16 protein-coding genes and 1 pseudogene are annotated in these 26,880 nt (G+C 47.1%); 10 read left to right on the top strand and 7 right to left on the bottom strand.

The annotated features are described in order from the left end of the window. Positions 1-1,960, top strand: a pseudogene (locus tag QUA00_RS14600) (calcium-binding protein); the annotation flags it as partial. Between the two features lie 71 nt (positions 1,961-2,031). On the opposite strand, the gene QUA00_RS14595 reads toward QUA00_RS14600, so the two are convergent. Next, complete coding sequence (locus tag QUA00_RS14595; RefSeq protein ID WP_333410070.1) at positions 2,032-3,180, bottom strand: flagellar assembly protein H; 1,149 nt, start codon at positions 3,178-3,180, stop codon at positions 2,032-2,034. A gap of 186 nt (positions 3,181-3,366) precedes the next feature. Further along, positions 3,367-4,350 (bottom strand): GNAT family N-acetyltransferase, encoded by a 984-nt coding sequence (locus QUA00_RS14590; protein ID WP_333410069.1) that lies wholly within the window; start codon positions 4,348-4,350, stop codon positions 3,367-3,369. Positions 4,351-5,099: 749 nt separating this feature from the next. Here QUA00_RS14590 and pap point away from each other — a divergent pair. After that, positions 5,100-6,587 (top strand): polyphosphate:AMP phosphotransferase, encoded by a 1,488-nt coding sequence (gene pap, locus QUA00_RS14585; RefSeq protein WP_333410068.1) that lies wholly within the window; start codon positions 5,100-5,102, stop codon positions 6,585-6,587. A 353-nt stretch (positions 6,588-6,940) separates the two neighbouring features. Then, complete coding sequence (locus QUA00_RS14580) at positions 6,941-7,936, top strand: YdcF family protein (RefSeq protein WP_333147803.1); 996 nt, start codon at positions 6,941-6,943, stop codon at positions 7,934-7,936. On the opposite strand, the gene QUA00_RS14575 is transcribed toward QUA00_RS14580, so the two are convergent. After that, entirely contained in the window at positions 7,933-8,274 is a 342-nt protein-coding gene (locus tag QUA00_RS14575) for a hypothetical protein (RefSeq protein WP_333410067.1), read from the bottom strand. The two genes, QUA00_RS14580 and QUA00_RS14575, sit on opposite strands and share 4 nt — an antisense overlap. A gap of 517 nt (positions 8,275-8,791) precedes the next feature. Between QUA00_RS14575 and glsA the strand changes: the two genes are divergently transcribed. Continuing rightward, positions 8,792-9,718: a glutaminase A gene (gene glsA, locus QUA00_RS14570; protein ID WP_333410066.1), complete on the top strand. Its 927-nt coding sequence runs from the start codon at positions 8,792-8,794 to the stop codon at positions 9,716-9,718. Positions 9,719-10,082: 364 nt separating this feature from the next. On the opposite strand, the gene QUA00_RS14565 is transcribed toward glsA, so the two are convergent. Both QUA00_RS14565 and QUA00_RS14560 read right to left on the bottom strand, forming a co-directional pair. Then, positions 10,083-11,897 (bottom strand): adenylate/guanylate cyclase domain-containing protein, encoded by a 1,815-nt coding sequence (locus QUA00_RS14565; protein ID WP_333410065.1) that lies wholly within the window; start codon positions 11,895-11,897, stop codon positions 10,083-10,085. A 388-nt stretch (positions 11,898-12,285) separates the two neighbouring features. After that, the gene (locus tag QUA00_RS14560) at positions 12,286-13,392 is read right to left on the bottom strand and encodes a FecR domain-containing protein (protein ID WP_333410064.1); all 1,107 of its coding nucleotides are present in this window, start codon (positions 13,390-13,392) and stop codon (positions 12,286-12,288) included. A 669-nt stretch (positions 13,393-14,061) separates the two neighbouring features. Here QUA00_RS14560 and petP point away from each other — a divergent pair. From petP to QUA00_RS14535, 5 genes are all read left to right on the top strand, one after another. After that, positions 14,062-14,262 (top strand): cytochrome b6f subunit PetP, encoded by a 201-nt coding sequence (gene petP / locus QUA00_RS14555; protein WP_172186826.1) that lies wholly within the window; start codon positions 14,062-14,064, stop codon positions 14,260-14,262. Positions 14,263-14,922: 660 nt separating this feature from the next. Beyond that, the gene (locus tag QUA00_RS14550; protein WP_333410063.1) at positions 14,923-16,017 is read left to right on the top strand and encodes a Get3/ArsA fold putative tail anchor-mediating ATPase NosAFP; all 1,095 of its coding nucleotides are present in this window, start codon (positions 14,923-14,925) and stop codon (positions 16,015-16,017) included. Between the two features lie 366 nt (positions 16,018-16,383). Continuing rightward, positions 16,384-19,347: a tetratricopeptide repeat protein gene (locus QUA00_RS14545; RefSeq protein WP_333410062.1), complete on the top strand. Its 2,964-nt coding sequence runs from the start codon at positions 16,384-16,386 to the stop codon at positions 19,345-19,347. Between the two features lie 20 nt (positions 19,348-19,367). Beyond that, a complete protein-coding gene (locus QUA00_RS14540) occupies positions 19,368-20,048 on the top strand; it encodes a hypothetical protein (RefSeq protein ID WP_333410061.1) in 681 nt (226 codons plus the stop codon). Continuing rightward, the gene (locus QUA00_RS14535) at positions 20,038-20,442 is read left to right on the top strand and encodes a HEPN domain-containing protein (RefSeq protein ID WP_333410060.1); all 405 of its coding nucleotides are present in this window, start codon (positions 20,038-20,040) and stop codon (positions 20,440-20,442) included. The genes QUA00_RS14540 and QUA00_RS14535 overlap by 11 nt, the downstream gene beginning before the upstream one ends. A 224-nt stretch (positions 20,443-20,666) precedes the next feature. On the opposite strand, the gene QUA00_RS14530 is transcribed toward QUA00_RS14535, so the two are convergent. After that, positions 20,667-22,733, bottom strand: a complete 2,067-nt coding sequence (locus QUA00_RS14530; RefSeq protein WP_333410059.1) for an elongation factor G — start codon at positions 22,731-22,733, stop codon at positions 20,667-20,669. Between the two features lie 504 nt (positions 22,734-23,237). Further along, a complete protein-coding gene (locus QUA00_RS14525) occupies positions 23,238-25,151 on the bottom strand; it encodes a heavy metal translocating P-type ATPase (RefSeq protein WP_333410058.1) in 1,914 nt (637 codons plus the stop codon). A gap of 585 nt (positions 25,152-25,736) precedes the next feature. Between QUA00_RS14525 and QUA00_RS14520 the strand changes: the two genes are divergently transcribed. Beyond that, positions 25,737-26,837 (top strand): precorrin-8X methylmutase, encoded by a 1,101-nt coding sequence (locus tag QUA00_RS14520; RefSeq protein WP_333410057.1) that lies wholly within the window; start codon positions 25,737-25,739, stop codon positions 26,835-26,837. Positions 26,838-26,880: the final 43 nt, after the last annotated feature.

Genomic DNA, 26,880 nt, shown 5'->3' with positions numbered 1-26,880 from the left:
ATCGGGAACACCGACTTCATCGGCAACACCGACTTCATCGGCAACACCGACTTCATCGGGAACACCGACTTCATCGGCAACACCGACTTCATCGGCAACACCGACTTCATCGGGAACACCGACTTCATCGGGAACACCGACTTCAACCAACTTCTTCGACTATGCCTCCTCTCCCAACAGCGTTACCCAAAACTTCAGCAACATCACTCAACCCATCACTATCATTGGCAGTCCCTTTAACGACAACTTCACAGGTACGGGCAACCCAGACAATCTCAGCGGTGGCGGTGGTGATGACATCCTTGATGGTGGCGTTGGTAATGACATCCTCAATGGCGGAGTTGGCAACAACACCCTCACCGGAGGAGTTGGTAATGACACCTTTATCTTTAGTCCCGTTCCTGGTACTTTCGGTGGACAAAACCAGATTTCCGACTTCACCCCTGGAGAAGATAAATTACAACTTGATGTCGCCTTCGGTTTCACCTCACCCGAACAAGTAATCGCCGCATTACAATCTACCCCTTCGGGTTTAGTCTTAAATTTAGGGAATGGTCAAACTATCTCTATCAAAGCCAATTCTCTCTCACCAACCGACATCATTCTCTTTAGTAATTCCACAGCAACACCGACACCAACGGGAACACCTACGCCATCGGTAACACCGACACCAACGGGAACACCGACACCATCGGGAACACCGACGCCAACGGTAACACCGACGCCAACGGGAACACCGACGCCAACGGGAACACCGACACCAACGGGAACCGATACACCAACGGGAACACCATCGGGAACACCAACACCAACGGGAACACCATCGGGAACACCAACACCAACGGGAACACCGACGCCAACGGGAACACCGACGCCAACGGGAACACCGACGCCAACGGGAACACCAACGCCAACGGTAACACCGACACCAACGGGAACACCAACACCAACGGGAACACCAACACCAACGGGAACCGATACACCATCGGTAACACTGACGCCAACGGGAACCGATACACCATCGGTAACGCCAACACCAACAACCAACAACATCCCCAATGACGACTGCATCTGCGATGACATTGCCTATCCCAACTTAAACCAACCCAATGCAGTTGAAAACACCATACTTGGTGTATCGGGAATTCAAATAGGCACTGCCCAAAACGATGAATTTCTCGGCACTAACAACGGCAATATATTCGATGCCAAATCCGGGAATGACAACTTATATGGTGGTGCCAGCAACGACATCTTTAATGGCAACCAAGGCAATGACTTCATCATCGGAGGCAAAGGTGACGACATCCTCTATGGAGATGGAGGAAACGACATCGTTCTTGGCGAATTGGGCAACGATTTAATCTTCGGAGGCAAAGGCAATGACTTGTTACATGGCCGCGAAGGTATTGACATCATTTATGGCAACAAAGATGATGACTTCATCAATGGTGGCAAGGATAATGACGTTTTATATGGAGGTAAAGGTAACGACATAATTCTTGGTAGTCAAGGTGATGACAATCTGTTTGGACAGTTAGGTTCAGATACCATCTGCGGCGGTGAAGGTAATGACTTAATCAACGGTGACGCAGGAGCAGATATCCTGGGAGGGTGCGAAGGAAATGATACTCTTTACGGAGGCGAAGATAACGATACTCTCACTGGTGGGAAAGGCTCCGATTTGCTTGATGGAGGCATGGGCAATGATAGTTTGATTGGCGGTAGTGGCAACGATATCTTTGCCTTAACAACTGGTCAAGGATTTGATATCATCGCTGATTTTACCATCGGTCAAGACTTGATTGGATTAAGCGGAGGTTTGAGTTTTGGTCAGTTAGCAATCACTCAAAATACTCAGGGAACTCTCATCAAAAATGTCTTGACCGGAGAAGAGTTAGGTGTGATGATTGGAGTGAGTGCCAATGCGATTACATCCGCTAATTTCCGGCTGATTTAGGAAATCAAGAAAAGTGCGATCGCCCCTTGAGTAAAAAATGGCGATCGCACTCTATAGCTACTCAAACAGGTTTATTCAGGAATTTTCCCGAACCTTTCCCTCAATCCATCAGCCGATAACTGCGGCAGTTGTTCTACCAACAATGTCAATTCTGCCACAGGCAATGCTAGTAAATTGGTAATGGCTGTAGGCAGAATATCACCCAATTCCTTTTGGTACATTCTCAAGACATTTTCTGCCAATAATCTTACAGCTTGTTCCCGCCCTTCTTCATCAACTGTTAGCATCGATATTGCCAGCAACAACACTGTAAATTCCGCAGCCGGCAAGTTGGATATTGGAGATAAAAATACTGTCATTCTCTGGCTTAATTCTCCAAATCTAACTCGCAGAAAATTTTCTAAGATTAAGCGCTGCTGTTCTTGTCTGCCTCGTTCTAGTCCTCGTTCTAGTCCTCGTTCTAGTCCTCGTTCTAGTCCTCGTTCTAGTCCTTCTTCTCTAGCTTGTTGCTGTGCTGCTTGTATTTGTTGTTGAAAAAGTGGTGCAATCGCCATAATTAACTCCCGCTCTTCTGGCTCAGGTTCCTGTTGGGTTTCGACTACTAAATGTGACTGTAGACGATACAATAATTCTAGCGCAATAATCCGTAACGGATCGTCCGTTGCTAAAGCACTCAATTGCCCGATCGCCCTTTGCTGTACTTTCCCTTTCCCCAAAATCCTCAACCACAGGGTTTCTGGGATTTCTGGCAACTGGTGAATCGCCACAATTGCTGCTCGCCAGTGCTCCGGGAAAAAATAGATTCCCTCGATCCAATTCTCAGGGTTTGGTATCCCACCAAAACCCTCCACCAGCGCTTTCGATGCTGTGGGTGTCAAAATCCACATTCGGGGCAACAGATCCTCATCATAGCGAGTATTTTCTCTTCTCGCCTGCCGCTCCAATTCACCTCGCAAATCCCATAACTTACTCATGCAGCTCAAGACTTCGCTGACAGTTACCGGATTGCGAAACGGTTCAAAAATTGCAGTTGTGTCAGCCATTTTTCCCAACAATCCCAGGCTTGATGAGTATTCGGGAATTGCGGTACCTGGAGTGAAATAAACATCGATTTCTCGGACTTCCGAAGTCACATCGCGACCGACCTTAACTGTTCCGATGGGTGAAAGCAGTTCTTCTAGGTATTCTTTAGCAAAGCGATCGTGAATGAATCGCGTCATAGAAATTAGGATGATTTTTGATCAGTTAATCCTAGCATAATGTGCGCGACATAATAAAAGTACGATCGCCCATTCGATCCAAAAGGGCGATCGCATCAAAACCAAAGAAACCGGGTTTTTTACCGAATCTGCCGGCTGTAACGCAGTATTTTCGCAAAAACCCGGTTTCTGACCACCCTAACGAATTTACACTGTCTTAGCCCACTCGATCCAAGTTTCCATCGGGCGGAAACCGACTGATTTGTAAAGCTTTGTCGCCCCCGTCAAACTGTCAGCATCAACGCTGAGTTTAGCTGTGTTTGCACCCGCTGCTTTCAACTTATGCAAACCAGCTAACAGCATCGCTTTTCCTAAACCCATTTTCCGAAACTCGCGCCGCGTACCCAACAATTCAATCCAACCGTCTTTTGTGCCGCTGCGGGCGTTTTTTTGGGGTTTGATTTGACAGTCGCAGAAAGCTGCAAATTTGCGTGAAGCGAAGCTATCCTGCAGGGAATCGCCCGAAACAGCAATCAAGTCTAATTCCGGCTGATAATTGGCGTCTTGCATCCAGTAGCGCACCGTTTCCGCAGTTAAATCGTGGTGATTCCAGTGATCGATAAATGACTGGTTGAACATCTCTACCCAGGGTTGGATGTCTTGTTCTCCTGATACGTGTGTCAGTGCAAAATCTGCCGGAAATTCGGGTGTGGGAATCGGTTCGGCGAGGGATCGGGCCATTGTCCAAAAATAGCGATCGACTTCAAAGCCCTGTTTCTCTAACAGCCGCATCTCATCGGTTTTGTCCTCCCGGCTGTAGGTACGCAATTTTGCCGGCAAATTGCGTTCTTTTCCTACTTCGCCCAGCCGCTTTTCTCCCCACTTAATTATGTCTTTTTCTAAACCTTCGCTACGGACATTTGGATGCACGTAAAACCAGAGACAAGCGTCTATTTCCTCTGGCGAATCGGGCATATCTAGGAGTGCTAAGCCGATTACTTTGTAATTACCATCTTCCCACAACTGCACGTCGCGGGCTTGGTCGAGTTTGGGGGCATCAAGTATTAGCTTGAGTTCAGTTGCGGAGACTTCTTCGCCGAGTCGATCGACTGCTTCGCAAGCATCGATCAAATTTGCGATCGCGCACCAGTCAGTTTCGCCTTTGTAGGAGCGTGTTGTCAAGATATTCATAAAAAACTTGCAATCCGTAATTTCGGACTGTTCCTCTTAATTGGTATGGGCAAACAAGTACAGTAATTCAGACATTTTGGACAAACGTCAGTAACAGGCACTCCGGCCTGTTCCACAAGAAATAAATACTCTTGTGGGGCGGGCACGCGAGCCCGCACCTAAACTGTTTTTAGTATTTGAGAATGGTGTCGATAAAACTCAGAAACCTGTTTATATCACCCAGGCTTTCAGGTTTTATCTTATAGCGCAATCATAAAAATTGATTTGCCCTTTTGGGCTAGGTTTGTATGTGAGTTTATGGCTGGATGTCGATGAGTCGCGCTCTCTTTCGTTACCAAGCTTGGTGCTTAAGTAACTACTATTGTTTGAATAAAGTTTCTACAGCTAAGTAAAGAAGTTGTCACCCCCACCGGGTAGTTGATTTTTACTTTTGCTCTGTTTTACAATAAATCCTTTTTCAGGGATTTTTGGCTCCTCCTGTTAACTCGCCCGATCGGGGGAGGGGAGAAATTGAACTTATTTAAAAGTTCCCTATTTCAACTATAACCTGAGCTGTTTTTTTTTGCAAGTTTGAAAGCGAGGGATTCTTGCTAGTATTAACGAGGGTGGCATTTGATTGCAGGAGCGATCGGCTTTTAACCAGCCGTAACTGTAATTTTTATAACGTTTTCCCCTGAATTGAGGATTTAATTTTATCCAAACGTTAAACTAACGTTAAACTGTTTTTTACTGATTAATATGAGGTAAATATGCTCGACAACCTCGATTTAGATATTTCCCTGGATAAAGAAACCTATGATGCCAAGATAGAAATTTTAATGCAACAGTTGCGATCGCTCCAACTGGCCTGCAGGGAAAAAAAATTGCCCGCAATTATCGTCCTCGAAGGTTGGGCCGCCGCCGGTAAAGGCGCGCTGGTCAAAAAAATGGTGGGGTACATGGACCCGCGCGGGTTTGCGGTACACCCGATTTGGCCGCCGTCAGATGCAGAAATAGGCTATCCTTTCCTGTGGCGATTTTGGCAGAAACTCCCCGCCCGTGGCAAAATTGGCTTTTTTTATCACAGTTGGTACACTCACATTTTAGAAGACCGATTGTTCGATCGAGTCTCCGACGCAGAAGTACCGACAGCAATCAGGCAAATCAACGCCTTCGAGCGGCAGATGGTAGATGACGGCGCCGCCATTGCCAAATTTTGGATTCACCTCAGCAAAAAAGAACTCAAGCATCGGCTCAAAAAACTAGAAGACGACACCTTACAAGCTTGGCGAGTGCGGCCCGAAGATTGGAAACAAGCCAAAAAATACCAAGAATACACAACTTTTGCCGAAGAAATGGTAGCCCAAACCGGCACGGGCCCCGCACCTTGGACGCTAGTAGAAGGCGATTGTCAACGGTGGGCAAGAGTCAAAGTTTTGACCCAAATGGCAGCGACAATTACAGAAGCCTTAGACAGACTGCCGACGCAATCTGCACCCGTGAAATTGCCACCTCAAGAAAGCTTGCAACCCACCGAACCAGACTTGCTGGGCCAAGTAGATTTAACTCAATCGCTGTCGCCCGACGAATACAAACAGCAACTTCGCGAGGAACAAACCCGTTTTGGCCAACTGCAACAAAGCATCTACGAAGAGGAAATCCCCGTGTTAGTCCTGTTTGAAGGTTGGGACGCCGCCGGTAAAGGAGGAGCAATCAAACGCTTGACGGACATATTAGACCCCCGCAGTTACATCGTTAATGCCTTTGGGGTGCCGACAGACGAAGAAAAAGCGCACCACTACCTGTGGCGGTTCTGGCGGCGGCTGCCAACGGCTGGTAAAATCAGCATTTGCGATCGTAGTTGGTATGGTAGAGTGCTGGTCGAGCGAGTCGAAGGATTTGCCACCGAACCCGAATGGCGCCGAGCTTATCAGGAAATCAACGAATTTGAGGAGCAACTCACCAGTTTCGGTTGTGTCTTAGTTAAATTCTGGCTGCACATCAGTCCTGACGAGCAACTAAAGCGGTTTACAGAGCGGCAAAACAATCCATTTAAACAATACAAACTCACCGAGGAAGATTGGCGGAATCGCCAAAAGTGGAATTATTATGAAGTGGCGGTGAATCAAATGATTCAGCGCACCAGCACGCCGCTTGCTCCCTGGACGCTAATTGCGGCCGATAACAAGTATTATGCTCGTGTTAAAGTAATTCAAACGGTAACGCAGGCAATTCGGAATCAACTGAAGCGCCGATAAATTGGGATTGGTGAATCGGTAACAGGTAATGGGGAAAAAAGTAGGCAGAACAAAGCAGGCTTGAATTGTCAATTCCACCTGCGGCGTGTTCGATCCATTACCAATTACCCATCAACTATTACCAGTTATCAATTACCAATTAACTGTCAGCAATCTGTGACTGGAAGTAGCGGGTTTCACCCTGCAACCAATGGTTGATAGCTGACCGGAAGCGAGCATCAGGATAAATGCGATCGGACTGCGTTATTCGCGAAAGTTAAAAACCCACCGATGCCCGTATTTCCTCCCGCAGCTAAATTCGCGCTCGTTTCCAAACTTCTGTACTAATTTATGAAGACACAGAATATTGCAAGATGCCAGAACTGTTAGCTCGCATTCTATTTCTATTCCTCCTGTTCTCACTGATCAAATCGTGGTGGGATCAATCAGGAGGCAAAGACAATCCCTTATTAGACCGGCTGCGCGTTTTGCTGCTGATCAGCCTTTTGATCCTAGCTTTTTTTGCACCAGACACCCCGGTCGGAGCAGCGATTTTCGGGCTCATAGCCTTCTTCTTTAAGCCGCTGGGTTTTTCCATCACTCTGCTGGTGATTGCATCGGCGCTGATCACGAACGGGGGCATCCGCAACCCGGCGCCGAGAATGATCCTGGCAGCGCTGCTAGTTTTGATCCTTTCGAGTATGCCAGTTGTCGCTTACTGGTTCGCGGAGCAAGCAGAACGGGACGCCGCTGCCGCCGTCCGCACAGCTTGCTGCGATGAAACCGCAGCGGCGATCGTCCTCTTGGGCAAGGGAACCACTCAGCCTCACATCCCCAACCGAGTAGCGATTCAACTGACAGATACAGGCAATCGCCTGCCCTATGCAGCCGTTTTGTACCGCCAAAAAGTGGCACCGATGGTCATCGTTACCGCTGGCCCCAGACCAGAGTTGGAGGGTTATGTTGGCGAAGCTAAGGATATCGAGACTTTGCTGGCAAACAACATGGGCGTGCCGCGCAGCAGTATCGTTCTCGACGATAACGGCAGCAACATACGCACCAGCGCCCAAGAGGTGAGAAAGATACTCGACACCCGTGGCGCCCCGCGCAAAGTAATCCTGGTAACATCTGCGATTCAGATGCGCCGTGCCAGCCTCGCTTTTGCGAATATGGGAATCCAGGTGATTCCTAGGGCTACCGACTTCTACACTTTTCAACCCACATCAGGAGGGAAATCTAGTAGACTCCGCTTAGACGCGGGAGATTTTTTGCCTAGTGCAGAAGCTTTGGTAACTACGACGCGAGTATTCGATGAATATTTCGGGTCTTTCTATTACTATTTGCGCGGCTGGCAAGCTCCCAGGGCCTAAAGTGGCAAGTTGCTGGTGTTTTTCTTAGGCAACAGCGACTGCTCCCCAGATTGGTTTAACATCTGATGAGAATGAGACCTTTGTGGGGAGCTGTTTTTTCTCATTCCGGCGGGGTCGCCGACAATCAAGTTTGCCATAAATGCAAACAATACCCAAAAGATAACTGGCTCCCACTGGGATTTTTTGGGCGGTGCTTCTGCCGCTTTGACAGATTCAACATTGACTTTGATGTCTAGTTTGCCTTCAATTTCTTTGCCTTTGAGAACTCCGTCGCTGCACACACCCTTAAAAGTCAGCGGAGCTGGCTTTGGTGCTTCTGCTTTCGGTTCGTCTGCCATTTTTTTATCCTGGTTTTGGTGAATCCGGTTGGATAGTACATTCTTAAAGGTTCGGGGGTTTTCCGGACAGGATTTGGCGAACTCTGAAAGAATTAAGTTAAATATGCACCCCGCCCCTTGCTGGGGCTTCAACATAAGAATCTGAAGGCATTTCCAGCTAGTGCTTGTTTGTTTTGGCTAGCAGCGTTGCCTTGAAGCTGCTACTTATATATCCGGGTGAAAGGGAGATTTTTATGCAAAGTACAGGTTTTTCATGAAAAATTTATTTGCTCCCGGCGGGCCCAAAGGTCAACAGCCTTAAATAAGGTGTCCCGCATCTTGCGTTGTATTTTTCGGCCAGGCGGGACACCACACAAAAATTTCATCAAATTATGAGCTTGCCTTATCTCCCCGAAGAAACCCAGTTTCTTCCCGCAGCGGGCCCAAGTGACGCAATTCGGTTAATAAAGGGGGCTTATGGCTCAATATCGCGCCAGGAATGCCAATCTAAAATTTAAAATGATCGAAATAATCGAGCGTGAATATATCCACCAGCCAACTATCTTCCCTGCAAGCCGAACAACTGGCAGCTTGGGCAAAAGAGGCAATTAATCGCAGTAAATCGGGTCAAATTCCCGCGTACATACCTCTCCTTGCACAAGCAGACAGACAAGGGTTTGCCGTGCAAATTCGGGCAATTGACGGTCAAATTTTGAGCTGGGGTAGCATTGCTCAAACATTCCCGCTGATGAGTGTAGTCAAGCCCTTTGTGCTGCTTTATTTGCTGTGCGAATTGGGCGAAAAAACGGTATTTGACTGCGTTGGCTGCGAGCCTTCGCAACTGCCTTTCAATTCCCTAACTCAACTCGAAATAGACCAAGGGAAGCCGAGAAACCCGATGATTAATAGCGGGGCGATCGCCCTAGCGTCTTTGATTCCCGGTCAAAATGCTGTTGCGCGCTGTCAAAACTTGCTTGATTGGCTGAATCAACAGGCAAACAGTCAGTTATTTGTTGACGAGTTAATGCTCGATTCAGTGAAGACAAATCCGAATAAAAATAATTGGAATCTCGCCTTGAAAATGGTAGAATCGGGTTATATTCAAAATGCAGAAATTGCTTTAGAAACCTACAATCGCATCTGCTGTTTGTCGGGAACTGTGGAGGATTTAGCTAAGCTGGGGATGGTTTTGGTAAATAGTGGCGATCGAGCAATGGGGGAAAACTGCCGTACTGTCAAAGCGCTGATGGCAACTTGCGGTTTGTATGAAGCATCGGGCCGCTTTGCGCTGCGGGTGGGACTGCCGGCTAAGTCGGGAGTTAGCGGGGCAATGCTTTCGGTAATTCCGGGTCAAGGTGCGATCGGCTTTTACAGTCCGCCCCTGGATCAAGACGGAAATTCTATCGGTGGCTTATTTCTGTTAGAAAAAATAGCTAAAACTCTGCGGCTAAGCGTATTTGATTAGATTGGGAATTGGGAATTGGGAATTGGGAATTGGGAAAGAATATAATTCCGTAGGGGCGAGTTTTACGACAATATCTAATCAGTACAAACAAGCTTTATAAACCCGCCCCCACACCGCTAATAATCTACATCAACCAACAGGGGCGATCGCCTAAAAAAATATATATTTCGATTTACCGTGGGGCGGGGGCGGGTTTTTGAGATTATTTGTTTCAGGCGTAGATTGTCGAAAAACCCGCCCCTACAACCAATATTTTAATTCCCAAGTATGAAGTAATTGGGCTTAATTAACAGCACATAATATCACAACTAATGCCCCATGCCCCATGCCCCATGCCCCATGCCCCATGCCCCATGCCCGATGACTAATGCTTTTCCCCCAAAATAGCATAAACCACAGTCTCTTCTTTTTTGCCGCGCAATTGAATCGAGCCTACTTTTTGGCCTTCGTAGCGATCGCGCACGTAAGCAAAAGTCCTCGCCGTCACCAACAAATTAAAAGGACTGTCAGAAACAATTTCCTTATTCATCGCCTCCAATCTAGCAGCAACGTTGACAGCATCGCCGATCACAGAATAATTCAAACGCCGGGAACCGCCCACGCTACCAGCAACTAACTGTCCGGTATGCAAACCGATGCCAAATTTAATTAAAGGTTTGTGTTCAATTCTAAGCTGCTGATTAAGTTGGTGCAGCCGTTCGTGCATCGCAATACAAGCCGCAACTGCATTCAAAGCATCTTGTTGAATTTCTCGATATTCGGTATGGCAAAAAGGCACTCCAAAAACTGCCATAATTGCATCACCGATGTATTTATCTACAACGCCGCCGTGATCCATAATACAGTCAGTCATCGCTTCCAAATAATTGTTCAACCAGGTGAGTAAATCTCGCGGTCGCATTTTTTCTGAAATGGAAGTAAAACTACGAATATCCATAAACAGCACCGTTGCTGTAAGTTCTTGAGGTTCCAGTTCTCCCTGTTCAAATATCTCCGCTTTGCGTTCCCAAATAAGCTGAGCTGTCTCTGGAGCGACGTGCTTTTCAAATAACCTCATCAACTGCTGTTTTTCGTACTGTTCCCGCAGTTGCAAAGCAGTGCCAGATAAAATGAGAGTGCCTATAGGTGCGGCAATCGGAACCCACCAAAAAAAGAAGCCAAATAACAATGCACCAGCCCCAATCCAAATTATAGGCAAACCGAGAGCGATCGCAATTCTCTCCTTAACCCCTCGGTTGCCCAGAACCAAGGCCGTAAGCGGGCCAATCCCCAACAATAACAAAATTTCTACGAGTACCGGCAGCCGCCGTAGCAAGCGTTGATTGAGCAAATTGTCAACCAACGCTGCATATAAATAAACCCCAGCCGTAGTCTTGTCGAGAGGTGAAGATATGGGGTCTAAACCGGTAGCAACTATGCCCACTAAAACTAACTTATTGGTCAGAGTATCTGCGGGAATTCTACCTTCTACGACATCAACAAAAGCATAGGTAGGTAGATTTTCTGTTTTCCCCGGCCAGTTAACCCAGACTTTTTTTTCCTGCTTATTTTTGGACTGTGGGAGCAATACTGGATCTTGGGGATTAGCAGCATTGTACCTGTGAATCATGGCTAAACCGAAATTAGGAATCCCGTTGAGAAAGATTTTTGACTCGCGGCTAATACCGTCGCTATCGGGTTCCTGGCCGATGTGGCCGACACCTGCGGCGGCTGCTTTTAAAGATGCTACGGGTTCTTCTTTGGTGGTTCTAGCGAGTACAACTTTGCCGTTGGCGGCGATCGCAGCGGCTAAAATATCATCTTTCGGACTTGGATCGAGGAAAAGAATGTCAAAACCAACTGCTGTAGGGGGGGATTTTTTCAGCGCTTCCAGCAGTTGGGCGTAGCGGTTGCGAGGCCAAGGAAATTGACCGTATTCCTGCAAGGAATGCCGTTCGATCGCAATTACCACAATTCTCTCATCCCATCCGGGATTTGGCAAAATTCCCGATTCTCGAATTTGAAATAGGGTTTTGTATCCCAAATATTCAAGGGGTTTCCACATTCCAAAGTGCAGCATGGCGACAGACATTATACCTACTGCTGCCCCTGTCATCCAGGGAGGGTTTGTTGCTATATATTGCCGCAGGCCGAGCAGTTGATTTTGTTTGAGATGATCGATCCATTTTTTGAACTTCATGCAATTAATTTGACGCAATCATTGACATTCGAGTCCTAACTTCGAGAGGAATGGGAGTCAATCGATTTTAGATTTTAGATTTTAGATTTTAGAGGCGACCCCACGGATAAATTCGGGGGACAAGTTTCATCGGATACAGGTTTTTTATTTGTGGGTCCTGAGTCTGCGAAGGAATGAATCCGGGGGCTTGTATCCTGGATGCTTTCGGTCATGAAGTTTTACGAGACCGTAAGGGCGAAGGGTGGGGGCAAAATTTATTTATTTTGACTACCAAGTTTCACCGCAAAATGCTTCGCACCTACACAAAATAATCAACCCAGATAGGACTTAGGATATAACTCACGTCCTCAGAGACTGCCCGCGTATATTACTCGCGACGATAGGTTGTTTAGCGAACTGCGAAGCTGTAATGCCTTTCTGTGACTGACGGGCCTCGCACTAAGATTTTGAGGCGGCGGCTTGGCGGTAAAATTCCTTGGATTTTGAAGTTGCCCTTTCGATCGATCTTAATCTCTTCGTTGTGGACATAAACTGTGTCGATCGGGTTAATTTGACCGCTGAGGCTATAGATATTGCCGCTGAGTCTCAACAAACTGCGGACTTTGAGTTGAGCTAGGCGAGGGCTGGCTGAGGGCGCCACGGGCGGGGTTTGAGGGAAAATAGTCGTGGAGTTGCCGCTGTTGAGAACTACTTCCGAGTCGGTGTTGCCGGATACTACGACTTGACCTTCAATAGTTTCGACTGCGGTTTTGCCGCCGCCGACGCTGACGCCAAAGGAGGTGCCGCGGACTCCGGCAACGCCTTCTGGGGTTTCAACCCTGACTGGGGCCCTTTTGGCAGAACGGGTTTTTTGGGCAATTTGACTGGATTTGCCGAGTCCGCTGAAGGTATTGAGGGCGACTATTTGGTTCGGCGGGATAATTGTTGAGGTGTTGGCTGCGGGAGTTGTCGCAGCAGTTTTGCCGATCGACAATCTGACTCGCCCCCTGCTGACAAAAATCGCTGTGTCTTTTTCGCCACCTGCACTGCTTGACAAATTGGATATTCTGACTGCGGTTTTTTCGGCAACTTCCACCACGCCGATGTTGTTGTCGATGCCTAAACGGGCTGTGGAATCGGGGCCGGTGATGATTTCGTCTCCGGGGGCGAGTAGCCGATCGCCCACAACCGCTGGCCGCCCTTTAAAGCTGACTGTACCCCGAATTTCTTCTATTTCGAGCGATCGCCCAGTCGCTGTTCCCTGAGCCTTTATCGTCTCTGCTGGGGATGAATTCGCCGCCACAGTTGCCGTATTTGTTGGAGATTGGGAGGCGGTTGGCAATGCTGGCGGTCGATCGACCGAGACAATTTTAGTAGCGTTCGACGGCTGTTTGGGGGATGGAGAGGGCGGACTGGCGATCGTCCCACGACCAAGCTGCACAAGGGCCAGCACAGCCAAGGACAAACTTAGGAGCGGAATTTTGGTCGATCGCCCACACGTAAAAATTTTATTCATAATTTCAATTTTGTCATATTGAAGTTCCTCGACTTCCTTTCCTCTATCAGACGGCATACATCCGGAAATCGTTCCATTTTTTAGGCCGTAAAAAAGCAGCAAAAATTAACTTTCTCAGCAGGGAAGCTTAGCATTAAACCTTCTTTTTATTGTCAGATTTTAGTAAACTGTTACAACATGGCATTTTACTAAAATCTGAGCTTCGGGAAATTTGGCCAACCCGACTCAAAGTCTTTGGCAGCATGAAATTTCGCCGATGTCAACGTTAGAGAGGGCAGATTTATATATAGCAAACATAAAATTAATTACTGCCTGTGAAGGCCTTTTGGCCTCTGCCGGAAGGATGACTAATTTGGGATAAATTCTGTAGTTGTGGCAATTAATAAAAAACTTCTTTTTGCGAAGCAATAAAAAATAATTATCTAAGTGGTGAACAGCCTCTGCCAGTGGAGCTAGCCGCTGTGAAACCTTATGAAGCAAACCCAAGCGAATCAGGGTAGACGATCGACGCACTCCGACTAGAATACCGTCTTTTAGGGAAAGTTGGTGGAAATTTCGAGGGAAAATCATAGGGAGCGATCGGCTGCTGGTGTGGCTGTTCCGAAGTAGACGCCAAACTGTAAAATAAACGGTTGTATATAGGTTATATAGAGCAGGAGAACAATTTCAGTGGCAATAGAAGTAGGTCAGAGAGTCAAGGTGCGCCGTCTCAGAGATCGGATACCTGCAAATATAGTGGGCAAGATAAAGGAGAATCCAGTAGGCACTGTTGACGGATTCAGAATGGTTGACGGTAGCGGAGTAGGCGTGGTTGTCAAGTTTGACGGTTTTGCGACTTGGTTCTTTGAAGATGAGCTAGAACCCGTTTAACAGATGTAGAAGGAAGAAGGAAGAAGGAAGAAGGAAGAAGGAAGAGGAAAAATTTTCCCAATTCTTCCCCTCTCCCACTCTCCCACTCACCGACTCTCCTCTTCCTCCACTCTGCCCCCTCCCCGACTCTGGCTGAAGGTTGCGCGTGAAATACCTAGCACTGACCTTCGGTGAGTGTATAGGCTTCGTGTCTCGTCTGCCGTTGCTCTATTGGGGATCTCATTGCTGAGATTCGACATCTAAGCCGATCGGAGTCTTACACCGCATTTCTGGCTTTGCAGCCTTTATCCCTTCATAGGGAACCCACGCAGAAGTCCTGTTTCCCAAGACCAAAAAACCTTTCTTCGTACAGCAAACTTGGCTTATTTTTTACGGCGGGACTTACCTTACCAACCAGCGGTCTGCTTTTTCCTCCTTTCTCTGGCAGTTTCCCGGTAAGCATACTATTGCTACTATGACCGTTCTGTATTTCAGCCGAGTGAGTGGGTCGCAACCACTTATATCTTAAACGTTTTTGTTAGAAATTCAGGGAATTGGATATCTTTGTTATAGACCTTGCTTGGCTTATATCCCAACGCCCAATTGAGTACAATTACAGCGTGGGACTTACGCCAATTGAGTTAAATATTAAAGAGTAAGCTTTGGCAGTGAGAACAGAAAATGGCTTTGATTTTGACATTTTTGGGCAAAGGTGGCACTGGCCGCAGTACGATCGCGATCGCAACAGCTAAAAAATACGCGGCTCAAGGCAAGCGAGTTCTGCTGCTCGGCCAAGATCCGGGCCCTGCATTGGGTATTCTGCTAGGAGTTCCCCTGACTCTCAGCCCCCAGGAAATCGCCCCCAACCTCAAAGCAGTTCAGGTGCAAAGCGCGCCGCTGGTAGAACGCAGGTGGGACGAAATTAAACAACTAGAAGCTCAATATGTCCGTACTCCGTTTTTCAAGCAGATTTACGGCCAAGAATTAGGAGTGTTGCCGGGAATGGACAGCGCGCTGGCGTTGAACGAACTTCGGGAATACGAGGACAGCAAACAATACGATGTAATTGTTTATGACGGCAATGGCGGCATGGATACGCTGCGGATGCTGGGAATGCCGGAAATTCTGAGTTGGTACATCCGCAGGTTCCGTCAAGCTTTGGTAGATTCGGATTTGGGTAAAGCGCTTTCACCTTTTATTCAACCGGTTGTCAGTACGGTGTTGACGGTGGATTTGTCGGGAGACAATGCTTTTCAATCTACTAAGCAAGTCGATAATCTTTTGGATAAGGGTAAGGAAGCGCTGGCAGATCCCAACCGCACGGCGGCTTTTTTGGTGACGACTGGAGATGCAAGTGCGATCGCAACTGCTCGCTATCTTTGGGGAAGTTCTCAACAAGTTAGTTTGACTGTGGGCGGTGTCATTGTTAATCAAGCATCGGTTACAGAAGCTATTACTGCCGAGTTTGATCCTTTGACGGCTGTTTCGGTTCCGGCGCACAGTGACAATAATTGGCAGCCGCTAATTGATGCTTTGCCAGATTTTTCGGAGGCCGCAAAAGCTCCTAAACCCATTAACATAAACATTGCACAGCGTCAAGTTAGTTTGTTTTTGCCTGGGTTTGACAAGAAAGAAATTAAATTGATTCAATCGGGGCCGGAAGTGACGATCGAAGCGGGCGATCAGCGGCGCAATATTTTGCTGCCTCCGGCGCTAACGGGGAAATCTGTTACTGGTGCTAAGTTCCTGAATGGTTACTTGATTATTTCTTTTTAGGGTAAGGAAGAAGGCACGACACGGATTTTGACACGGATACACGGATGAATTATCGAGTTCTCTAATATCATGTCTCGTTGATTCGTTGTTGTGTAATTTCTGCGATCGTAGGGGCGGGTTTTACCAACCATAATCGCCTGAAAAAAACAATCTCAAAAACCCGCCCCAACCCAACGAATAATATTAATGTACATTCAGATTTATGGTGGGTGGGGGCGGGTTTATATGAATTGTCGATCGTCGTTATATATTGTTGGTGAACCCGCCCCTACGACATTTGGTAATTAAATCGACATCAACGCGCAAAATGTACATTCACCCCCAAAATCTGCTACAATCTCCAACAACACATCATCCACCCAGCCAATGTTCCGACAAATTTGGCAACGCATCCTCAACCTGTGGCAGCAAATTCAGCGGCGATTCCGCAAACCAGTACCCCCAGCGCCAAAGCCAACTCCGATTCGCACTTTTGGGGAATACGAACAGAAATTTTTGCAACTGTTAGAAGGAGTTGAACAAGGCTGGAGTCGGGGCGATATTAAAGGCTTTTTAATCGGCTGCAAAATCAAAGATGCTGAGTGGGAAAACTGGCTGCAAGAATTTGGAGACAGGTTGCTGGTATCCCCGGAAACCAATTTAGAATTGGGTGGGCGAATGGTGCGGCTGGGTGAGATGAATTGTGGGAGAATTAGTGAGGTTGCTGGGAAGATTGGTAGGGAATTGTTGGCTGGGGAGAGTTTAAATCGGAAGGATGAGGAAGGGCGATCGGTTGGGAATGAAAATATTGTTACTCGATTGTTGGATGGGAAGAATTTGAGTCAGACTCCTGCGGATGATTCATCTGTTGGGAATGAAAATATTGTTACTCGATTGTTGGCAAGGCAGAGTTTGAGTGCGACTCCGACGGATAATCCATCGGTGATAACTGAAAATATAGAAGTCAATCCAGAGGCAGAAGAATTATATAACCAAGGACGAGAATGTTATTCTGCAGGAGATTTAAAAGGGGCGATCGCAGCCTACAAGCAAGCCTTAGAAATTTACCCCAAATTCCACGAGGCCTGGAACGGGCTGGGCAATGCCCTAAATGGTTTTGGTCGCTACAGTGAGGCAAAAGCAGCCTTTGAGAAAGTCTTAGAAATTGACCCCAAATGTCACATACCCTGGAACGGGCTGGGCAATGCCCTAATTAATTTGGGCCGCTACAGTGAGGCAAAAGCAGCCTTTGAGAAAGTCTTAGAAATTGACCCCAACTCCAACCCTGCCTTGTACGGGCTGGGCGCTACCTTACATAGTTTTGGCCGGTACAGTGAGGCAAAAGCAGCCTTCGAGAAAGCCTTAGAAATTGACCCCAAATTCCACCATGCCTGGAACGGGCTGGGCGCTACCTTAAATAATCTGGGGCGCTACATTGAGGCAAAAGCAGCCTGCGACAAAGCCTTAGAAATTGACCCCAAATACCACAATGCCTGGAACGGGCTGGGCAATGCCCTAAAAAATTTGGGCCACAACAGAGAGGCGATTGCAGCCTTCGAGAAAGCCTTAGAAATTACAGGCGATCAATTAAGGCAACCTTGGGAAAATCGAGGTTGGGCATTTTTCAACTCCGGGCGCTACAATGAAGCCATTCAAAACTGGGATGAAGGCTTAGAGAAATATCAGCCCACTAACCACGACTATCGCCTTGCTTATGGCAAATTGCACCAGGCAAAAGGTTTGGCCCACTACATACACGGAAAACAAACCGCCACTTATTTTGACTGTTTCCACAAAGCCAAAGCCAGCTACAAAAAAGCCCGCGAATTATTGAAATCGCCCCTAATCCCAGAAACTTATGTAGAAGTAATGCAAGGCTTAATTACCGTCTCCAGCAGCTTGGGAGATCCCAAAGCTAGCGAGTACCTTACCGAAGCTACTATCCTGCTAGAACAATTAATTTTAGACAATGAAACTCACCCCGAAATAAAATTGCGACTCCAGCGCAAATTTGCCGGACTTTACCAGTTAGAAGTCGATACCCTCGTCGAGTCTGACGACAAAGTAAATGCCCTGGAAAAAGCCGAATCGCGAAAAAACTTTTGCCTGCAATGGATGCGCGCAGGTTCCCAAAACCGCACCGCCAGCCCAACTTATCCCAAAATCCGAGAGTTACTGGCAAACAACACCGAAACGGCGATTATTTACTGGCATCTCAGCCCAGTTTCCCTGACTGCTTTTATCATTACCCTAGACAATTTGGAAGTTATCGCCACACCTCTGTGCGACTTATCCCCAAGGGACAACAGTCAGAGTTTAGAAAAATGGTTGAAAGAATGGAAAACCAACTATCAAAATTACGGCAATACTACCAGCAAACAGCAAACCAAAGAATCCCATCCCTGGCGCGAGTCAATGACAGCGCAATTGCAAGAACTCGCTGACATCCTCAAAATTCCCGAAATTTGTACGCACCTCACCAATATCCAACACTTAATCTTAATTCCCCACCGCGACTTGCACCTGCTGCCACTGCACTTTTTATTCTCCGATAATCTTTTCACTATCACTTATCTGCCCAGCATCCAACCTGGGATAGACAGATTAGACAGAAAACCCTCACCTTCAATGTCTCTGCTGTTGGTAGAAAGCCCCGATCCATTACTTTTTGCTGAAATAGAAGCCTCGGCGATCGCAAATTTTCACCTTAACTGCAATACCATCTCCAGTTCACAAGCTACCACAGACAATCTTAAAGAAGCTCTGCAACAAGCTGCTGACATATTCCATTTTACAGGTCACGCCTACCACAACACAAAACAGCCGTCCCAGTCAGCGTTAATTCTGAAAAACAAACAGCCTCTAACTTCAGAAGAAATCGCCAAATTCGATTTAAAAAGCTATTATCTAGTCTGCCTTTCCGCTTGCGAAACAGGCATAACAGGAAAAGAAGAACTGATAGATGAATTTGTCGGTTTAGCCAGCAGCTTTTTAGCTGCGGGTGCTGTTTACGCCCTCAGCACTCTCTGGATAGTTGATGAGATTTCTACCGCATTAATGATGATTCGATTCTATGAAATTCTGAACGAACAGCGTTGCCAAAATAAGTTACATCCGGCACTAGCCCTCAAAGAAGCACAAAAATGGCTCCGAACTATTACCTACAGCGAACTATCCGACTGGTATCTCGAATTGGCTAAAGTAACGTACAATTCCAGTTGCAGTCAAGATTTGAGAGACGAAGCTAACCTAATCCGCAGAAATAATGCTAAAATGGAGTCTGATGAACCGCCTTATGCCGCTCTCTATCACTGGGCAGGTTTCACGATTACTGGTAAAGTTAATCCCTAACTTCCCAACCATCGACTATTATGAAAACAACAGATATTATTCGGCTACAAGCCATTGGGGCTACTTTAGCTCAACTAGATTCATCTATTCAACTTGGCGAGTTGGAAGATAGTATCATAAGTTCTGCGATATTGGCTTTTGAAAAATTAGCCGAACAAAACAACACTCTGAACGAAATTTACACAAAAGAACGCCTCGACTTAAAAGAGCAGTACCAAGCAAAATCAAAAGACAAACGATACCAGCCGACAAGTGACAGCATTTACAGCACGGATGCTGCAAATTTAAGCCCTTCCTTTCCTCAGCCGCCAGGAGAAGTGGAAAATCCCTCTGAAATAGCTAAAGCCTTTGACAATTTAATTGCATCTTTTAATAAAATCAAAAGCCTGTACGCGGTTGAAAACCCGCTAGAAAGTTTTCAAATCATCATCGAACAAGAAGCGATCGCACCTTTGATTCTGGAAGGTTACGATCGCATTCGAGCGCTATTTCCTACGGAAATATTAGGCTTGGAAGTGAAAACCGACCCAGAAATTGCCAACTGGCGATCGCTGTGGATTACCATTTATACCAAGCTCGATGTCGAGGAAGCTTTTGCAAAGTTAAACATCCTTGATGATAGTTGGTGGCTCGAAGCTAAAATAGCTGCCCCCAAAAATGATTTACATATTAGCCTTGAATGGGAGTCAAATGAGATTTGATTGGTCTGAATATTTGAATTTAGCTCAAGAGTTAGCAGCCACCAATAGTGAAAGTTCACCTAACAGGGAAGCCAAGTTGCGATCGGCGATAAGTAGAGCATACTATTCGACATTTTGCCTAGCGCGAAATTACTTGCGCGACATTGAAAAAGACCCAAGACTTTTTCGTAAGAATCGCGATATCAACGAACATCAATATGTAGCAGAAGAATTTATATACCACCCAACTAAAAAGAAAAACATGGTCAAAATAGGTGAAAATTTAAGCAGATTGAGAGAACTTAGGAATAAAGCTGATTATGAAGATACTATGTTTAACTTGCAAAGAGAAGCGAGAAATGCGTTAATGCTAGCTGAGAATATTATTTCAGCGTTAAGTAACTTAACTGAATAATCAGGTAAATCTCAGATGTTGCACCATTCTCAATAAGCTTTTTATGAACAGGCTTTCCGGCCTGTTCCACAAGAAAATTCACTCTTTGTGGAACAGGCCGGAAAGCCTGTTCTTGAGAATGGTGCAAGATGTGAGGTAAATGGGAATCGATCGCAATAAACTTAAATGGCAACTCGTGCAAAAACCCGGTTTATTGAAGAAACCGGGTTTTTTAAGACAATTACCTAACTTTTACCGTTACCGTTTCCATTGCCGCCAGTCGTTAGCAAAACCCGCTTAGCTAAAGGTTCCGGCACTTCTTGCAGTCGATCGAACTCCCAATTAAAAAATCCTACTCCCATTGTCTGCGATCGCAATTCTAGGATCAAATTCTGCATTTCTGCGATCGGCAAATAAGCAGAAACTGCATCCCATCCCTTCCAGTCTTTCTTACCTTCGTAGCCGAGAATTTGGCCGCGGTGTCCGCTGACCAACTGCAACACCTTTGATGTACACTCGTTCGGAGCGCAAATTTCAACTTTGGCGATCGGCTCCAGCAATGCCGGTTCGCACTTGGCCATTCCCTCCTGCATCGCCAAACGCGCCGCTTGCTTGAAAGCTTGTTCGGAACTGTCAACGGTATGATAGGAACCGTTCGTCAGCGTCACCGCTACGTCTACCACCGGGAAACCCAGCGGGCCGCGATCCAAATACTCGCGCACTCCCACTTCCACGCCGGGAATGTACTGTTTTGGGACGACGCCGCCGACTATTTTGTCGCTAAAGGTGAAACCTTCTCCGCGAGGCTGCGGTTGAATGTCGAGGTACACGTCGCCAAACTGTCCGTGTCCGCCGCTTTGGTGTTTGTAGCGCCCGTGGATGGAAGATGCAGGTTTGCGGATGGTTTCTTTGTACGGCACTTGCGGTAAGTGAGTTACCATCGGCAAGTTATACTTGCGGCGCAACCTGTCTAAGGCTACTTTCAGGTGGATTTCGCCTTGACCCCAAAGTATAATTTCGTGAGTGTCGCCGTGCTGTTCCCAGACTAAAGATGGGTCTTCTTCTAGCAATTTAGCTAAAGCGGAACTCAGCTTAACTTCATCGTTGCGCTTTTCTGGGACGATCGCCCGTGCGTAGACAGGCGGGATGATTTCGGCTTTTGGCAATTCTTCCGATCGGTCTAGGGCCAGCGTATCGCCTGTTTTCAAGCCTTCTAGCCTTCCAAAAGCCACAATTTCCCCGGCGCTGACAGACTGCAAACTTTGCGTTTGCTGACCGGTCAAGCGGTACAAACCGTTAACTCGAACGCCGTTCAAATTTGCTCCGTCTGCCAGCGTCCCCCGCCACATTCTCACTAACGATAGTTTGCCTCCTTGCGGTGTGTAATAGGTTTTGAGGATTTGAGCTAGAACTTTGTTTTCACTTTGTATAATGCCACGGCGATCGGCTGTTGTTTCCGGTGTCGGCGCTTCCCTCAGCAAAGCTTCCAGCAGAGGCCGCACGCCGAAATCTTGTTCGGCGATGCCGATGAATACTGGCACAATTAAATCTGCGCCTAATTCCATCTTTAAATCGCGGGTAATTTCTTCGGCGTCGGGATTGATTTCTTCGAGCAATTCTTCGAGTAAATGGTCGTCAAAATTCGCCAATTCTTCGAGCATTTGCTGCCGCGCTGCGCTTTCTTCTGCTTTGAGGTGTTCTGGAAGCGGGACGGGATCTGCGGCGGCGCCCGGATGGTAGTGGTAAGCTTGTTCGGTTACTAAGTCGATAAAACCGATGATTTGTTCGTTTTTGCCGATCGGATATTGGTGAGGTACGATCGGTCTACTGGAAACGGATTTGAGCGCGTCGATCACCTCGGTGAAGTTGGTGCCGCAAGTAGTTTCGTCTGTGTAAGCTCGATCGATCTTGTTGATGAAAACTAGGTGGGGAATTTCCCAATCGTCGAGGAATTTAAACAGGGGTGCCAGGGTTAAAGTGCGATCGGCAACGGGTTCGCAAACAATTATCGCCGCATCCACACCGATGAGTGCATTGTAAGTTTCTTGGGCAAATTCTACCGAGCCCGGACAGTCGAGAAATGTGAAGCGGACGCCTTGATATTCAGCGGTGGCGGCGTTTACTTCTACGCTCATTTGGCGATCGCGTGCTTCCGGCGAACTATCACCTATTGTATTGCCATCTTTGACATTTCCTTTGCGGGTAATTGTTCCTGTCACCGACAGCAAACTTTCGAGCAGTGCGGTTTTACCGCTTAAATAAGGGCCAACAATTGCAACGTTCCGCGTGGCCCCAAGGACTTTGTGGTTCATAATAGCCTCCAACAGAAAACTTGTTTTCCATTGCTCTTGGTGCAATCAGTTCTCTATCATTTTCTAGACTTTTTCTAGGTTAATTTTTATTGCAGTTTCGAGCAACTTCTGATTTTGGTATGATTCTATACTTTTGACGGTAGCGTGTTTTGAGTGACGCAAACACAAATTGTAGTTTTTCTTAATATTTGGATTTTTAAACCGCAGATGAACGCAGATCGGATTCTCGTTCCCAGGCTCGGCCCATTGGTAACAGCTTAAGACTGAAACTCATAATAAATGTCGCTTGTAGTTGAGTCTAGATCCCCCTAAATCCCCCTTAAAAAGGGGGACTTTGAGAAGAATCTTGTCCCCCCCTTGTTAAGGGGGGTTAGGGGGGATCTAGGCTTCGATATAAACAAGAGAGACAGTTAGTTTAACATTAAACTGTCACCAATGGGCTTTGCCTGGAAACGAATTTAACTCTTGCTCTGCCTCGATTTAATCGCGGTTTTTTCGTGTTATCTAATTTCTCAGGAGTCGCAAACCGCTTAATGTTACTATTACTGTAGAGCCTTCGTGACCGATTACGCCGAAAGGCATGGTGATGTTTCCGAGAAAATTGGCAGCCAGTAACACTATAATGCAACTGAGTGCAAAAACAATGTTTTGTTTGACAATTTTTTGAGCGCGGCGGCCTAAACTAATTGCTTTAGCTAGTTGCTCTAATTTATCTGCCATTAATACTATATCAGCAGTTTCTAAAGCAACGTCGCTGCCGGAAATTCCCATCGCAATGCCGACGGAAGCTTGAGCGAGGGCGGGGGCGTCGTTGATGCCGTCTCCTACCATTGCTACAGTTTGATACTGGGTTTGCAGTTGTTTTATTGCCTGCACTTTGTCTTCTGGCAAAAGTTCGGCGTAGACTTCTTTGATGCCTAATTGACGGGCGATGTGTTGAGCTGTTTTCTCGTTGTCGCCTGTTAGCATAATTATATGTTCTACGCCTAATTTTTGCAAGCGTTTTACTGTTGCTGCTGCTTCGGGGCGGAGGGTATCTGCTACTGCAATGATTCCCAAAAGCCGATCGTTCTTTGCTACCCAAACAACTGTTTTACCTTCGGCTTGCAACTGCTGGCTGCTTTGAGTTAATTCGGAAGTTGCTTCGACAAATTCGGCTTTACCAATGGCTATGATTTGATTGTTGACTTTGCCGACAATTCCTTGACCGATTTTTGCTTGTACGTCGGTAGCGGTTGACAATTGTAACTGTTGCTGCTGGGCGGCGCTGACAATTGCAGAGGCGATCGCGTGTTCGGAATGAGCTTCTAGGGCTGCTGCCAATTGCAGAACTTCTGTTTCAGTATATCCGGCTGCTGGTACAATTTGGATAACTTCTGGTTTTCCCGTGGTGAGTGTTCCGGTTTTGTCAAAGGCGATCGCCCTGACTTTACCAATCATCTCTAATTGCGCGCCACTTTTAAACAAAATCCCCTGTCTCGCCCCATTAGCAATTCCCGAAAGCAGCGCCGGCATAATCGAAGCCATCAGCGCGCAGGGGGATGCGACTACTAGGAAAATCAGCGCCCGATAGATTGTCTCTTCCCAATTCCAGCCCAAAACAAAGGGCGGCAAAGTTGCGAGAAGCAAGCCTAAACCGACAATTAATTTGGCATAACCGCGCTCGAATTTTTCCACAAACATTTGAGAAGGCGGCGCTGCTGTTTGCGCTTCTTGGACTAGCCGAATCACTCGCTGAATCAAGCTGCTTTCTGGAGTTTTATGAACTTCGAGTTTCAGCGCGCCGACACCGTTTATTGTACCTGCATAGACTTCATCGCCGCTGGTTTTTTCCACGGGCATCGATTCGCCGGTAATCGAGGCTTGATCGATCGCACTGTAGCCTTCTATAATTATCGCATCTGTGGGGATGATTTCTCCGGGCTTGACTAAAATGTAATCGCCAATTTCCAATTTGTCGATCGCAAATTCCCGTTCCCCGCCGTACATTACCACCCTAGCAGTATCCGCAGTCAAACTCATCAAACTGCGGATGCTGCGTTCAGTCCGCTGCATAGCATAACCTTCAAGCGCGCCGCTAATTGCAAAGATTAAAATCAACACCGCACCGTCAACAATTAAATGATATTCTTGCCGCCATAGCCCTAAACCGGCCGCGCCCAAAGCAGCGACAATCATTAACAAATCTACATCTAATTCGCGTTCTTGAAAAAGGGTTGTTAAGCCTTCGCGGGTACTGGAATAGCCGCCGATAACATAAGCTGCGGGTAAGATTAAGACGGCTACGCCCAGCCAGCCGAATTGCAGGGCTAGCGAACCCAAGATTACTAGAATTCCGCACAGGGCGGCAGTCACAGCATCTGGATGTTCTTCTGCGAGGCGCCAGAGGCGAGAATTGGGGAGGGAATTGGGAGTCATGGGGGAAATTTGATTTGGTAGATGACTCCTTTACCCTAAACCTTGACATTAGTGTCAATGTCAAGAGTGAAACCAAAATAAATCCAGCATCAACTCGCCCCTCGTTGAGTACCAGAGTCCGACAGTCCGACAGGGAATGAATTCCCTGTCTCATAGCGCAAGTCCTCTGAAAGAGGACTGAAGATAGCTGAGAATTGAATTTAATGTTTCAGTCGGTTTTAACCGACTTCTGCTATGAGACGGGGAATTCATTCACTCCTAGGACTGTGGGTGAATGCGTGGGATTTCAATCACTCCTAGGACTGTGGGTGAATCTCAAGGCCCTCGCCTTCAACTTGTCATTCGTTACATCCGACAGTCCGACAGGGAATGAATTCCCTGTCTCATAGCGTAAGTCCTCTGAAAGAGGACTGAAGATAGTTGAGAATTGAATTTAATGTTTCAGTCGGTTTTAACCGACTTCTGCTATGAGACGGGGATTTCAATCCCCGGCGGACTGTGGGTGAATGCGTGGGAATTGATTCACTCCTAGGATTGCGGGTGAATCAGAAAGCCACATATACAATCCCAAAATCCAAAAATCCAATGCAAGAATACCTGACAATCAAACAACTTACAGAAGCGGTAAAAGGCACAATTACCCCTCGGATGGTGCGACATTATCACGCTTTGGGGCTGCTATCTCCGGCGGTACGATCGACCTCTAACTACAGATTGTATACCCGCAGCGATGTGCAAAGGCTGCAAAGAATAGTGGCACTCAAGCAGCAAGGCTTTCAACTGTCTCACATTCGCAAACTGTTAGAAACTGATGCGGATGCTTCGCCTGACGCGCTGATGGCGACTCTGCAACGGCAATATCTGTCGGTTATTCAGCAAATTGTTCGCCTCAGAGAAACGGCTTCGGCGCTGGAAGGATTGCTGGGACGGGATATTTCCTGTCAAGCGGTGCAAGCGGACGCATTGGCGCAATTAAGGCTGTTGCAGGCGGAAAGTGAGGGGGGGTTGGATGAGTTGGAACAACTTTGGGAGGGTTGGGATGCGGGGGCGCACACTCACCCGGAGGATTTTGGGGAGTCGTTGCAGCTTTTGTTGCCGGATTTGGCCGATCGCTCGGAAATTGAGGTAGACTTGCTTTCTAAACTGGTGTTAGCCTGCGGAGATTGTTCGCTGCTGCCGTTTGTGAAGTTGAGCGCAACGGCGATTAAATCGGCGCGGGAAGCTTTGAAAAATCAGTGTCAAATTGTGGCTGATGTGCCGCCTGTTTTTGCGGCTTTGGATGGGACTAGATTGGCGCATTTGGGAACAAGTATTGCAACTTTAATTGATGACCCGCACATCAATGCTGCGGCGGAAGCGGAACAGGAATTCTGGCGGCAGGGTGAGTGGTTTGAAAAGTTGTTGAAACTCGAAAAGGGATGTATATTGGTGATAGGATATGCGCCGTCTGTGCTGATGGCGGTTTGCGATGCGATCGAGTGTGGGCAACTGCAACCGGCTTTGGTAGTTGGAATGCCGATCGGTTTTAGTCATTCTCCGGTGGCGAAACGGCGGTTAGTGCGATCGGGCGTTGCTTATATTACGACGGTTGGAACTTTTGGTGGCGGATTGTTGGCGGCGGTGGCTTTGAATGCTTTGGTTGAGTCTTTGATTGAAAAGCCGAATTGTCACTGTCATTTGAAGTGAAAATTAGTTATTTTGTAATTTCAATCCCTGATAGGGATTTAGT

It is taken from the genome of Microcoleus sp. T2B6 (genome assembly GCF_036700475.1).
Classification (GTDB): domain Bacteria; phylum Cyanobacteriota; class Cyanobacteriia; order Cyanobacteriales; family Microcoleaceae; genus Microcoleus.
The sequence above is the reverse complement of the archived record's forward strand: the minus strand, read 5'-3'. Positions and strand labels throughout refer to the sequence as shown.